6 protein-coding genes are annotated in these 15,689 nt (G+C 41.9%); all 6 read right to left on the minus strand.

What is annotated here, in order from left to right:
- Positions 1 to 25: 25 nt before the first annotated feature.
- Positions 26 to 3,163 (minus strand): SusC/RagA family TonB-linked outer membrane protein, encoded by a 3,138-nt coding sequence (locus AAHJ11_RS06985; protein ID WP_148366489.1) that lies wholly within the window; start codon positions 3,161 to 3,163, stop codon positions 26 to 28.
- A gap of 282 nt (positions 3,164 to 3,445) precedes the next feature.
- A complete protein-coding gene (locus tag AAHJ11_RS06990) occupies positions 3,446 to 7,399 on the minus strand; it encodes a helix-turn-helix domain-containing protein (RefSeq protein WP_259011352.1) in 3,954 nt (1,317 codons plus the stop codon).
- A gap of 202 nt (positions 7,400 to 7,601) precedes the next feature.
- Positions 7,602 to 10,355, minus strand: coding sequence for a GH92 family glycosyl hydrolase (locus tag AAHJ11_RS06995; RefSeq protein ID WP_148366491.1), 2,754 nt, complete (start codon positions 10,353 to 10,355; stop codon positions 7,602 to 7,604).
- 166 nt (positions 10,356 to 10,521) lie between these two features.
- Positions 10,522 to 11,913: an alpha-L-fucosidase gene (locus AAHJ11_RS07000; protein ID WP_320975272.1), complete on the minus strand. Its 1,392-nt coding sequence runs from the start codon at positions 11,911 to 11,913 to the stop codon at positions 10,522 to 10,524.
- 50 nt (positions 11,914 to 11,963) lie between these two features.
- Complete coding sequence (locus AAHJ11_RS07005) at positions 11,964 to 14,282, minus strand: GH92 family glycosyl hydrolase (RefSeq protein WP_298045010.1); 2,319 nt, start codon at positions 14,280 to 14,282, stop codon at positions 11,964 to 11,966.
- Between the two features lie 20 nt (positions 14,283 to 14,302).
- Entirely contained in the window at positions 14,303 to 15,685 is a 1,383-nt protein-coding gene (locus tag AAHJ11_RS07010) for a hypothetical protein (RefSeq protein WP_148366493.1), read from the minus strand.
- Positions 15,686 to 15,689 lie beyond the last annotated feature (4 nt).

Consider the following 15,689-nt stretch of genomic DNA (forward strand, 5'->3'; position numbering starts at 1 on the left):
TTCTTATGGTTTTTATAACGGTGAATTAAAATGCTACATTAAGACCGAACGTAAATGTTCTCGGACGCGGATAGGTAAAGAACTGGCGGTTAGCACCCCATTTGTTGTCACCTAAACGAGATGAGTTATCCGGATCATATCCGTTATAGTCTTTAGAAGTAATCAGGAATGCGTTATTCACATTCGCATACAAGCGCAACGAAGAAAGACCGATCTTCTTAACCAGTGTCGGATTGAAAGTGTATCCGAGCTGAATCATGTTACAACGCAAATAAGAACCGTTGCAAACCCAATCATCATCTGCTTGGTTATTAGCTCCCTGACCAAAGTTGTTCAGGCGGATTGCCTGTTCTTTACCCGACGGATTGAGAGTAGGATGCCATGCTTCTTTATAAAGACGGTCTATACCATTGGTAAGGAAACGGGCTACAGTAGAGTGATAATATTCTTGCATCACATCTACTCCCCATGTAAACTGGAAATCTAACGTCAAATCGAATCCTTTATAATTGAAGGTATTGATAAATGAGCCCATCCAGTCAGGTAAACCGTTACCGATAATTTCACGTTTCTTATAAGTCACCTTTTCACCGATAGTGGAAGGTATGTTCATTGTCTCCGGGTCCCAGTTAGACGGGATTCCATCATAGATACCAGCACGCTTATAACCATAGAAAGAAGAAAGCTCTTCACCTTCACGAATCAACATATCGTAACCAACAAAACCATCGGTTGTAATCTGACGCTTACCGGTGACAGGATCAACAGAAGCACTTTCATCCAACTTCTCTACACGGTTCTTGTTGAAGCCCAGATTAAGAGTGGAAGTCCATTGGAAATCATGTGTTTGGATAGGATATGCTGTAACGAGAATATCCACACCGCGGTTGGAAACGGCTCCAATATTATCCATGATAGAAGAGTAACCTGTTGATTCGGGAACCGGACGGTCGAGTAGCAAATCTGATGTATACTTATAATAATAGGAAATATCGAAATTCAGTCTGTTATTGAATAACCCCAGTTCGAATCCTAAGTCCCACTGTCCGGTCTTTTCCCATTTCAAGTCCGGATTAGGCATATTGTCCAAGTAGGACACAACGTGCAGAGCATCACCAATGATTGTATTCGACTGGCTCACTGTAGCCAATGATTTATAAGTACCGATTTCCGAATTACCTGTCAGACCGTAAGAAGTATGCAACTTCAGTTTGCTGATCAATGAGTTATCTTTCAAGAAGTCTTCATTAGAAATCATCCATCCCAAACCGACTGATGGGAAAAATGCATATTTATTGTTCTGTCCGAATTTGGAAGAACCGTCATAACGACCGGTTACGGTAGCCATATACTTGTTGTCATAAGAATATGCCAGACGCAAGAAATAAGAGTTCATCGCCCACTTGTCGTAATCACTGCCAACAGAAGGACGGTTCGTACCGGAACCTAAATTATAATATCCGTAGAAGTCATCGATATACTTACTGTCGGAAGCATTGAAAGAGGTATAGCGATATTCCTGCCAAGACATACCTGCCATTGCATTAAGATGATGTTTATTAAAATCTTTCACATAAGTCAGGTAAGTTTCTTCCTGCCAATACAGTGAATTGGAATTACTTGCAGAAGCTGATCCTTCAGTACTCTGATTAATCATCGGACGCGGAGTGAACGGCGTATAGTTAGCGTCGCGATTATTGTGGTAATCGATACCGAACTGGGTTTTCAGATCTAATCCTTTCATGAGATGGAAAGTCAAAGCCGCATTACCAAAGATCTGCGTACGATATTGCATAGCCTGCATTCGTTCGAGCAACTCAACAGGATTACCTACACCTTCCGGGCTGAAACCTTGTTTTCCACTATTAGGATCAGTCTGATTGTTGAGAATAGAACTTGTATTAATTATATTTGTCTGCGTATATTCGCCATCCAGCTTAACTGGCAAGAAAGGTAACTGTTCGATCATTGTACGCAATGCACCTTGTCCGTAGGGGTTATCAGAAGTTCTGTTACCCCAAGTATGGTTCACCAGCAAATTAACGGAAGTAGACAACCAATCTGTCGGTTTGTCATCATATGCCAGTTTTGCGTTGATACGTTTGAAGTAAGAGTTCAGCAAAATACCCTGTTGATCGGTATAATTGATAAATGCTCCGATAGAAGATCCTTCTCCCGTACGTTGGATACTGATCTGGTGGTTGTGAGAAATTGCCGTACGGGATGCTTCATCCTGCCAGTCGGTATTATATTTCGGAGAACCGTCGGCATTGAACAAACGTTCGTCAGTGAATATCTGAGACAGATCGGTTGTGAAGTTCTTACCTTGGAAATCATTGGCATTTTCCAATCCCTGCTTAAAGGCAGACATCCATTCGTTAGCATCCATTACATCTATTTTTTTGGCCATCTTACCGATAGACAATGAACCATCATAGGAAACATGGACTCCTTTTCCCGCACTACCGCGCTTGGTGGTCACCATGATAACACCATTAGCACCACGGGCACCGTAGATAGCGGCAGAGGAAGCATCTTTCAACACTTCGATAGATTCGATATCATTCGGATTAAGTAACTCGAAGTTTGACATTACCACTCCATCGACTACATACAGCGGTGATGCTGATGCGTTAATGGTAGAAATACCACGAATAATGACACGTGACTCTCCTCCCGGCTGACCGGTATTAGAGAAGATATTCACACCGGCCACTTTACCTTTCAATCCGTCAAGCGCATTGAAAGACTGTGCTTTCAGCATGTCTTTACCTTTAGCTGTGGAAATGGAACCTGTCAAGTCGGATTTGCGCATCGTACCATAACCAACAACGACCACTTCGTCCAACGCTTTCGTATCCGACTGCAGAACTACGTTCAAAACATTGCTCTTTAGTTCCGAGACTTTAAATTCTTGTGTAATATAACCAATGTACGAAAATACCAAGGTAGCATTGGAAGGAACAGAGAGGGTGTATTTACCGTTAACGTCAGTGATTGTTCCAGTACTACCGTTTTTAACTTTTACAGTACCACTGATAACCGCCTCTCCCTGATCATCGGTTACCGTACCGGAAATTGATTTTACAGATTGAGCATTAATGCCCAAACTCAACATCATACCCATTACAAATAAGGTAAGATACTTTAGTTTTCCATTCATAATTCCTTAAATTTGATTAGTAATAAGGTTAATTCCTTTTAAAAAGATCACTGCAAATAAAGGTTATTTAAATAAAAGTCAAATGCTCTACCTTGCCAAAAAAACGGCAAAATAGAGAGACATACTTAAAGCACAGAATGGCAGATTAGAGCACAAACCAACACATTGATAATCAATTAGATACAATCCACAAAAAGGATTTAGAGTACAAGGTAGTGACAAACAAATAAACGACAGTGTTTCCCAATCAGTCACCTATACAAAAGAATTTAGCCTGCACAATCAGCGTACATTTCGCTGTTCCCGATAATCTTTCGGTGTCATCCCGAACCGACGGGTAAATTCTTTATAAAAATAAGAACGACTGGAAATACCAACTTCCATAATAACATCTTGAATGGAAAGTTCTTCATCAAGTAACAGACGGGCTGCCTTTTCCATACGGTAACTTTTTATTAAATCACCGGGAGCTGTATTGGAAATTTCCTTGAATTTACGATAGAACTGACGTGAACTCATCGCCATACGATCAGCTATCAACGTTGATCCTAATTCTTCCTTGTCCAGGTTTTCTTCAATCACCTTTAACAACTTGCGAATAAAATCAGCCTGTTCGGTAGTTGTACAGACAATCTGGCCTGCCAAATCCCCCAGTTCCTCCATATATATCTGTTTCGCTTCCCGTTTACCATAAATAGCATTATGAACAACTTCCCGCAAGAATAATATATCATAAGGAAGTACAACATAAGAATCAGACCACAAGATCAGCTCCCGCTGAATGGCTGAACTGACTTTCCAGGTTAATAACGGAATAAAAGCTGTCCTTGAAAGCAAGGTACGATTCCGACTAACATACTCCATAAAAGTACTTTCAGCATTTGCATACATTGTCATATCCACCAGTAATAGAGCCGGAGCCGACCGACGAATTTCCTCAAAAGCAAGCTGCACACTCTTCACCTGATGAACCACATATTCATCAGCCAGAAAATTACTGATTAACCAAGTCATTTCGTCCCTGTCTTCCAGCAAAAGCACTGTTTTCTTCCCTTGTTCACCAGTCACTGGTAAGAGCGCCGGTTCAAAAACAATCGTCAACCTACTGCCACTCTCATCATGATCATAACGAAGAACGGCATGAATCCGTTCCAAGGCTGACCGTACAAAACCTAATAGTAAATGTACGCCAAACACATAATCGGCATCTTTCTCCGCTACAGAAGAGGCTTTATCAGAAAGATATTCATACAACGCTTTCACTGTAACGTCTTTAGAAGAAAAATGCAACTGCATCTTACCATCTTGTTCTGACATGTCTACTATTACCCCATATGTACCTTTCATTTCGGCAATACGAAGGTAGCAGCAATAAAGAATACTATACAATGCGTTCTTGTAAACCGGAAACGTTATATGTTCCGGGATCGCTGATGTGATAGAAGAATGATCAATCCCTTGTTCTTCCAACGTACGCAATACTTCTTGGGAAACTCCTTGTATACTCATACGTGCAGAAACAATAAACCGATCCGGAAAGAATTGTTTAAGTTCTTCCAAATGCAGAGTGTCAGGATTAAGAAGTGCGGTCATCACCGTTTCACGTATCAATGACACCTTTTCAAGAGATTGCTCATAAGAAAGATTCTCTGCACGCAACTGGTCGCAATAATTATAAATAAGGGTAAAATCTTCAAGTACCCTACGATCGGTATAGGCAGTTTCGGATTTCCGACAACGTTCTGTCCCCATCAGTGTTTTCATCATCCGTTCCTGAAGGTAGTTTTTACGAAGCAAATATATCACGTACCCTAACAATAACAGGAAAATGATAAAATAAATAAAATAAGCCGGCGCTGAACGATACCAAGGAGAGAGAATATGCACCGGAATAGAAAAATGACGATACTCTGTATCAAACACATCTCTCTTATAACGCACCTTAAAGAGATAATCGCCTGCCGGCACTCCCGTATATGAGGCTTCATTAATACTACTGAAAGATGTCCAGTCTTTGTCGTATCCTTCCAACTGGTAAGAATATTCTATATCTTCTCCTGATAAAAAATCCGGCACAATAAAAGAAAGCGTAAACGAAACCTCCGCTCCTTTAAACTGCAACGCCTTACCATCATCCGTATAATAATTTTCCTGAACCACCTGCGTATGTCCAATCGTCAACTTACGCAATAAAATATCCGGGTAGAATTCCGGAGCAGCCTGCATCTCCTTATCCAGATAAAGCAACCCGTCAATCCCACCGAAGAAAAGTTCCCGTGTATAAGGACACATATAATAAGCGTCATCACTGAACTCGCCGATCTGGACACCTGCACTGTAGAAGTAGGCATGTGATGAGCCGTTTATCGGATTATATTTAATCAATCCCCTGTTCGTACCAAGCCACAAGAGTCCGTTTTCATCTTCGAGTACACCATGAATCATATCATTGAGCAATCCTTGTTCCCGCCCGATATAGGTAGCTTTCATCTGGCCCCTATTAGAATTCAGACATACCAATCCCGATGTTGTCCCCACATACAACACCCCTTCTTTGGTCCGATACAAGCTAAGCACATCGTCTACCGACTTATGAAGCATTTCTTTCAAAGAAATCACCTTATATTCTTCAGTCCGCTTATCAAACCGTATAAGTCCTTTCTCCCGGCTACCAAGCCACAAAATAGAATCTCCCTCGGCCAGCATTGGATAGAACATTGTAATTTCTCGCTGACCATGAAAGAAATGATAGCTTTTCTGGGATTTGAGACGAATGGTACCTGCCTGCTTCTCAAGTATTAATTTATGAAAACCGGAACCGGCTGTCACCACATAAAGTACACTATCATTTTCCTCATCAATACCATGAATTTCGGTAGGTTGTGCCGGCAAGTTTTCCACACAATGCAAAGCTTGATCAGCAAAAGAATAGTAGAAAAGTCCCGGATCACCAGAGCCTATCCAAAAGCCATCCATATAACGGCTTTGGACCAATTTATAAACGGGAAATTCTTTATTCCACCGCATATAAGACATCACATTTTGCTTGCCTTCAGGAGAATAGACTGTAACGGCGGAAGCCTCTTCACTCTCACGATAGTCCGGTATATGCAATAGTCCGTCGCCTTTCGTCCCGAACCATAGCCCGCCACGATTGTCTGTCATAACAGAACGTACCTGCCTGCTCAAGTTAGACGAAAGTTGATTAAGCATCAAATTGGTGGCAATGGAGTATTTCTTAGCATACATAATCGTTCCCTGCCCGTCCGAAGCAACCCATAGAACATTCTGATGAGGATCTCGATAAATACTGTATATACGTACATTCCGGTCGACCACTTCTTCTTTATATTTCTGAGATGTACGAAGACGGACTAATCCATTCGTCCTAAAACCAATGATAATATCTTCATAGAAAAGAGCTATTCCTGCAATTGTACCATACTTTTGCACTAATGAAGAAAGGTTACGAATATAAATTTTAGATTGTCGGGAAATATCATAAACATAGAGATCATGTTCACTATCGATAAAACAAAGAACACCATTCTGATAAAAGACATCCATAATGGGGTTCGCATGAAAATCGGTAGATGAAACAGTTGAATAAATTGATAATGTATCACAATCAAAAGCATCCTGCGAAACCTGTAACAATTCCCCTGTATGCTGGATAAAAATCCACAAGACACCATCATCCGTTACGAATGCCCGTTTATCCATATCTTCAACAGAGACTTTCAGATTATTAATCTTTACAAATCGTTTATAAGATGTATTATAGTAGAAAATTCCATCACGACTCACCACCCATGTGTTTCCTTTAGAATTGGAATGTAGATAATAATCATCTGTAAAGTCATAATAGCCGACCACTTGCCGCGAATCCAGTGAAAGACGATTTATTCCCAAATGGGTAGAAATCCACAAACAATTATTATCCGCCTGTTGAATAGAATGAATCACATTGTTACTCAAAGATTTTTGGGCTGAAAAATCAGAACGAAAAACTTCCATATTTCTGCCGTCATAGCAATTCACACCATCATATGTGCCAAACCACATTAACCCTCTATTGTCTTGAAAAAGACAAAGTACAGCACTATTAGATAACCCTTGCTGATAATCTACTTTCCGGAAGATATAGGTATCTTTACCGCCATCTGCTTGACAGACCAATGAATAAATCAATAGAACAAAAGACAAAATCAAGCGTATTTTCATTGTGTTAATCATTAATATCATCTATTAAATATTAGGCAATCGCTTATATGTTTTGTTTCGCTGCGCGAAAAAAAATTGCCACTAATAATCGATGTCTTTAATTCACTTCACACAAAGATACGTTTTTATACGGAAAATGCAATCTATTTTATCAAATAGACGCATTTCCATACAAACTAATACACCCAATTAAACAAATTCCATCAATATTTCACTACAATATCCCCCATTGCATATTGGGTGTATCCCCCAACCACAATTCAAGTACACCACCTTGTTCCAACACCATATGAGGAAGTTGATAAGAATTATATTCTTTACCATTCAACCGAGCACGCTGTATATAACAATTCTTTGAAGAATTATTGTATGTCTTGATTTTGAAAGTTCTCCCCTTGTAATATGCAGTATCCAGTTGTATAGTCACTTCGTCAAAAACAGGACTAGTAATATCATACATCGGATTTTGCCGGGAACCTCCGTCAAGACTGAATAATCCCACTGCCATCAATACTCCTATGCCTCCCATCTGTCCCTGATCTTCATCGTGACCACCATAACCCTTATCCGGAGTAACAGCTCCGTAAGCTTGTTCCTTCACCCTACGCACCCAATATTGCGTCATCCACGGCTTTCCGGCATGGGAAAAAACATGGGCATTAGAACATCCCGGCTGGTTGGCATAACTGACGGTTCCACTTCCATAGCCATATACAAAATCCATAGGGGCCGATTGCTCAAAAGCATCATTCAGTAAAGAACATAAGCTGTCATTCCCTCCCATCAACTCTGCCAGTCGAGGAATGTCATGCGAAAGGCCGAAAGTGGCCTGCCATGCATTAGCTTCTATATATCCGACACCGCTCGTCAAGTCAGTATGTAACCAACTGCCGTCTTTGCGCCGCGGCAAGATTAATTTTTTTTCATTGTTAAAAGAAGCCGGCCATCCTGATGAACGTTTACGATAATAAGTATAATCTTTCTTCATTCCCATACGAGCAGCCATTTCGCTCAAAGCCCAATCTTCGAATGCCCATTGTATAGTCAGCCCCGCATTGTCCGGACAATAACCATATTGAACATAAAAGTCCAATTCTTTATTCATGTCCAACGCTAACATACCACCTTTAGCATGATTCTTTTTCATCGCTTTATAACCGGCTTTAGGCGACCATTTATGAATAATATTCCTCTGATATGCACTTGTGATAAGCGATGTGGCAGGACATCCGCTCATGATGTAAGAATATCCGCCGGCACAAGGACCGCGAGGCAACAAATCGCCATTCAAATCATATTCGATCAGGGAAGCTGCAAAATCATCCAATACAGATGGATAAGCGATCCCCCAAAGTGTATTCAGATTCCATTGAGTCAACCAAAAAGCGTCAGAATTATACATATGATGTACCGATTGTCCGTTCTTATCTTTCCGGAGCTGCTTCACAATCATTCGTGCCTGTAAAGTATGTGCTCCCTGACGCACACCTTGTGTATAATCCGGATATTCGCCGTTAAAGTCATCTATTTTGTGACGCCCTAAAAGCGTATGCCACAAATCTGTATAAAACTTCCTTTTCTGTACATCAGTTCCTCCTTTTACATCTATCCTACCTAACCATTCATTCCATTCCGTCTGTGATTCCCGACATATACGATCGAAATTCCAATGATTACAGCTTTGCTTCAGATTCTCTTTCGCATTATTTACACTGACATAAGAAATAGCCATTTTAATCTGCAACCTATCTCCTGCCTCCATTTTATATTTGGCAGAAACACCTGATGTAGACGCATCATAATAAGACCACCCTGCAGCTTGCGGTTTGCTGTCGGTAGTACCTTGTATTTCATACACATCATGCTTATAATCAGCTCCGGCCCATCCGTCCAACACATTAAATGGTCGGTCAAATTCAGCAACAAAAAATATCCTGACCACATCAGGACCTCCCCATAACCGCCCCATCGTATCAAAAGAACCGCTGATTTCATTTGGGCCGCTACGTTTTACCTGTGCATTGACCATAGTAGATGTCCCTACATATCCACCTAAATTAAGTAAGATTTCCGCTTCACAATCCTTAGTATATGTCAGCCTGTAAAAGCTAGCATAATCTGTTGCTGTTTGTTCTACCCATGTATCATATTTTTCCAGATAAAGACGATGATATCCCGGCTGAACGATCTCCCCTTCATGGCTAAACGGCGATTTCCAATGCTGCTCTCCCAATGTCGGGTCAACCTGTCCGGTTGTTGGCATGAGAGTAAGTCCCGACAACATCCAACAATGCACTTGCGGAAATCCCAATACTTCTGTGGAATTATAATTATATCCCCCACCATATTGATTTTTATTACGTGTTAAAGGTGCAGCCCCGATCATGCCAAAGGGTTGGTTACCTGTGATAAAGAAAAAATACCGTCCGCGAGCCGATTCAATGTAAGGATCCACCCAAGAAACATAGTCCTTATAATCTTCAGGAGCCGGATAAACTTCTATTTCAGACAAACCAAGATGTTCTCCGTCTCCATCGGTCACTTCAAAACGAAGCCAACGAGTTTTCCGTGCCGGAAATGTTACAACTTTAGGCCTGCCGTCATTAGCGATTTCCCAAACATTAATACGACTACCATCACTGAAGTGAAGAATGCCGCTTGCTGTATGTGTTTTCTCATCCGCTCGATCATACAATACCACCTTATCAATACATACCTCTTGTTCCCAATCCAATTGAATCCAAGGATAGTCTATTGCCCCCCAGAAAGTTTCTGTACTTTTAGAAGCCCATTCCCCCTTTCCTGCGATACGAATCAGTTGATCGGTCACATTTTCCGCTTTGTGAAATTCATCAAGTACAGAAGATGCACTTACCCGGCTTTGCGGTGCTATATTATATGGAGAAGCATACATCGCACAAACAGAGAATAATGCAATAAGAAGAGATGGTAATCGTAATATAGCCATAAATAAATATGCTTACTGATTATACATTAATAAATAAATCTTTCACTATTATTTCCCCTGTCTGATACATGATTCCCGGAGCTGTCAGGCCGCAACAATCATGCATCAGAGACAGAAGAAACCCTCTATTCAATTTAAACTTCAAACAATATCTGATGTAACGAAATTACTTTCGTTCGCAATATACACCAAATTCGGCAATTGAAGTAGTCCCATTCGATTTCTGCACTTTCATACGGACCGCATCTCCCCATACAGTGTCAAAACGGTGAATTTTCACACGTTGAGAAGTAGGAGCCTTACCTTCAAACAATGTTTTCCAAGTATTACCCGTACGATATTCAAGACTATATTCCTGCAAACGGTCATTATTACGATCAGTAATAACAATCATATTGAAAGGCTTCTCACGCTCAAACGTAACCAAATACCAAGGAGCATCTACAGCTTGATTACAATTCCAGCAAGAACCAAAATCATCATCATTAGCAAAATCCATGATAGCATAATCATTACTCCATGTACCTTCTGCCGGTTGATATTTAGCTATATTGGAAGAAATAATGGGACTATCCGCTTGAGGAACATCGGCAATATGTCCATCATTCTTCCAGAGTTTTCCAATCTCCTTCAATGCTTTCAGAGCATTAGCATCTATTAACCCATCTCTGTTGGGAGCCACGTTCAGGATAAAGTTACAATAAGCTTTTCCCATCGGAATAATATTATCATTTACCATTTGTGCAGGAGATTTCACCGGAGTTGTCGGGAAGCTTTCTTTCCAGAACCAATTCTGTTGCAACGGCAAACAAGACAATGCAGGCAAGCGGTTTGTATCTTTTGAGATATGCTGTCCGGCTCCTTGTTCATATGACTTGATATCAGTATAGAACAGAGCTTCAGTAGGATATTTTGCAGCATTCAAGTCCATCACCAGACAATTAGGTTGAATAGACTTAATCAAACGATAAATATCTTCAAAAGGAACATCATCGTAAGAGATGCGTGACCAAGGAGCATCCCAACCATCAATAATCACTGCTTTGATTTCACCGTAGTTTGTCAAAAGCTCGCGAAGCTGCTCTTTAATCATCTCAATATGCTTCGGCGTGATACATTTTGGACGCAAACGAGCATGCGTGTCAAGAATAGAATAGTAAAGCATCACTCCAAGCCCTTCGGCACGGAACGCATCTGCATATTCTTTCACTACATCGCGTTTGAAAGGACTGCTCATTACACTGTAATCAGTAGTTTTTGTATCCCAGATACAGAAACCACTATGGTGCTTAGTGGTCAAACAGCCATAAGTCATATCAGCTGATTTTGCAGCTTTTGCCCATTGTTTGCAATCCATTTTTTTAGGGTTGAAAAGCTCAGGAGAAGCATCCGGATCCGGCCAATCTTCATTGAAGAAAGTAGGCATGTTAAAGTGAATGAACATACCACAACGAAGATCTACAAACTCCTGTTGTAATTGGTGTAGTGATTTGGTTTGAGCATTGGTATGCAGTGCTGCAACCATACACAAATAGATAAGTACGAAAAGTTTTTTCATGACTCTCATTGTTTTTTGTAGTTATACATTAATAATTTGTTATCGGTTATTTAGCTATTTAAAAAAAATCCGGGCGTATCTCCCATTATCAGTTCGAGCGTTCCGCCCGCTACAATATCTTTAAAATCAATGTAACATTTATTATACTCCTTACCGTTCAAACGGGCACGCTGTATGTAGCAGTTCGTCTTCGAATTGTTGCGGGTCCGGACAACAAACTCTTTTCCTTTGAAGTAAGTACTATCGAGCCGGATACGCACTTCGTCGAACACGGGACTAGTGATTTCGTAGCGCGTTGTCGCCGGACAAGAGGGATGTATGCCTGTTGCTGCCAATACATACCACGCCGACATCTGTCCCACATCCTCATTGCCCACCATTCCTTCTACCGAGTTGCGGTAGGCATTCTCACAGATGTGACGTGTCCATTTCTGCGTCAACCAAGGAACATTTAAGCGGTTGAACAGGAAAGGTACGAGATGCACCGGTTCGTTGGCATGATTATAGTAATCATTCCAGCGAATACTCTCGGGAGTCTTGTCGAAAAACGCAGTCAGCTCTGCCAATGCCTTCTCCTTGCCGCCCATGAGCTGCACCATGCCATCAACGTCATGCGGAACAAACCAGCCCTGCTGATACAAGTTAGACTCTTCGCAGCCGAAACTGTAGGCTGTGCGCGCATCGTCACGCCAAGGGGCGTATGCACCGTCTTCCTGACGCGGGTAAAACCATCCCACTTCCGGATTGAACGTATTGCGATAATTCTGCCCCCGTTTTTCGTAAAATGCCGCATCTGCCTCATATCCCAAAGCCTTTGCCAACTGCGAAAGACACCAGTCAAAGTAAGCATACTCCAGCGTTTTCGACACGCTCATCACCGAGTATCCTCGCTCACCATTGCCGAAACGTTCGGCGGTGTTGCAGGCATAACGGTAGGCCTTTTCCACATCGTATTGACAGATACCTTTCAGATAGGCATCCGTCAATACAGATATCGCCGGATTGCCAATCATACAACCGCTATAAGCATTCAGAAACTCCCAACGGTCGTAATATTCATGTCCACTCTCTTCGGCCAATGACACCAACGAGTTGATTTCATCGTTCACCATGCGCGGGTTGATAATAGTCTGAAGAGGGAATTGGCTACGGAATACATCCCAACCGCTGAATATTGTACGTTTGGCAAAGCTTTTACTGCGATGTATCTTTCCATCTCCTCCCGTATAACGTCCATCTACATCAGCTATAATACGAGGATCAATCATGGTATGATAGAGGGACGTATAGAATATTGTCTTTTCATCTTCACTTCCCCCTTTCACTTCCATTCGCGAAAGCTGACGGTCCCAACTTGCCACAGCTTCTTTGCGCACTTGATTAAAGTCCTTTTGGGCTATTTCACTGCGGTAATTGCGTTCCGCACCGTCCATATCAACAAACGAAATACCTACCTTCATCGTCACTTCCTCGCCTGCCTGTGTAATAAACTCCGTAAAGAAGCCGATGTGCTTGCCTTCCATCTCACGCCCGCCTTTGGTAACGACAGCTTTCGACACTTGTGTCAGATAAGGCACGCTCACCACATCGCCGTTTCTGCGGCTCCATCCATCGGGGATGTCAGCACTCCAAAAACCGTAGTCCCGCAGCGGTTTGCTGAACACGACATAAAAGTAAACGGTGTAGTTGGCTTGTCCCCAGCCATTACCCCAACCACCTCCTTCGGGTGTACACTTCATCCATCCGCAGATGGTGTGTTCATCTTTTACCAGTACATATTGAGCCACAGAAGTACCACCCACACGCCGCGCCAAATCTATCTGTATGCGCGACTGATTATGTTCAGGATAAGTGAACCGAAGCATACCGCAATGCGGAGCGGCTGTAGTTTCCACTTTAATATTATAGTCGGTCAAAGCCACGCTGTAGTATCCAGCCGAAGCCTTTTCCGTCGCTTTATCGTAAGCAGAGCGATACCCCTGTATGGAGCCGTCTTCGCGACCGGCAATGACCTGGAACCTACCAGTAGTAGGCATGGTCAGCAAATTGCCCAAGTCACCATACCAACCCACTCCGCTCATTTGCGTAAAGGCAAACCCCTCTATCGTTCGATGTTCGTCGCTATAACCCGGTGCGTGGTCGCCTCCAGTTATCGTCTGTGGACTTACCTGAACCACCCCAAAAGGGGTGGTTGCTCCCGGAAAAGTCTTTCCCAATCCATGATAACTTCCGGCCAATTCCATACTGGTACTTGCTCCGATGAACGGATTGACATAGCGAGACAAATGTTTATCGGCTGCCATTCCTACACCATTCCCGCAGAGGGCGGTAAAAACAATAAGACAAAGTATGTATTTCGTTGTTCTCACAATCTAAAAAGTAGGTTTTATTATTCTTCCTTTCTCTGCATCTTCATCCACATACCGCCGTTCTCGGTAGCACCTGTATCCGGACACAACAAGTAAATGTAGAATTTATTATCACCAGCTACATTCAAGCGGTCGTAACGAATCACAAACAGTCCTTTCTCATTGAACCAAGTATCCAACAAGGGTTTGGTGTATGCATTCATATCTTTTACTTGATTGGGGTTCATCGCTCCACCACCGCAAGTTTCACCTTCACCCGACAAATTGGTGAAATGTATCCAATCCTTATCAACATTATTCATTCGGATATTAGCTCCCGGCTCGCTACTTCTAAAAGCAAGGTTCGCAAACCACCACGACCAAATAACCAACGGACGCTGCGTGCAATCCGCATTTTTCCATCCATAGTCATATTTCATTAGGTTGATGTCCGCTATAGTACCGCCATCTGTGAAAGAACCTTTCGTGCATTCCCAGATTTCATCACAGGCAGCACCCTTATTCTGCTCCTTACAGAATGAAAATTCTTTGCCTGCCGTCACATAATCAAAATCAGTTACAGCATCCTTGTTGGAAATGAATGTCACACCGGACATTCCTTCAACAGCCACCGTTTCGCCACTACAATCTATGGCTTTGAACGCATAAGTGTTTCCATCCAATGCCTTGATTCCTTCCACCGGAGTTTCCAATTTAAATACTTTTCCCTCTTTTACCAGCATTGATTCGTAATATTGTGTATGCCCGTTCACATCATTTCCACTCTTATTTTCAAGCGTAACAATCTTTACAGAAATATCTGAAACACCAGCCAATGCCAAACTATAATAGCCAATCAGATTGCCGGAAGCATCACAAATCACTTGATTATCCAATAGGTTCTTGGCAAATAATTCTGTAAACTCCGCTTTAGGTGCCACTTTAGTCTCTATATAACTTTTCGCCACCGTATGCAACTCCATCTTTCTGCCGGTAGCCACACCGACCAATATCAGTTTAGTGCTTTCCTCTGCTCTAGTAGCGTCTACTGCCGGAACTTCAGTGATCATAAATTTCGTATCCACATATTCCGAACTTAAGTTTTGAAAATGAACATTACATTTATCAATGGTCAACTCTACCGCTTTACCACTTGTTGCAAAAGTAGTCTTCACTTCTATTGCTTGTTCCAAGAAATCGGAATCAAGAATTACCGTTCCATCCTTGCTAAACTGAAAGAAGAATTCACGTCCCTCACATTCAGTTATCCAACAACCCTCTGAAGCATTATAAAGTACTTCTTTCACATCCGATGACTTCAACCGATCACTCTCGCCATATCCTACGTCACTCAAATCAATTGTATTACATCCCCATAAGAGGAACATACACAACACACCGTATATATATGATAATTTATTCATGTTT

This window comes from Bacteroides sp. 90-K9/2 (assembly GCF_047310725.1).
Lineage (GTDB): Bacteria > Bacteroidota > Bacteroidia > Bacteroidales > Bacteroidaceae > Bacteroides > Bacteroides vicugnae.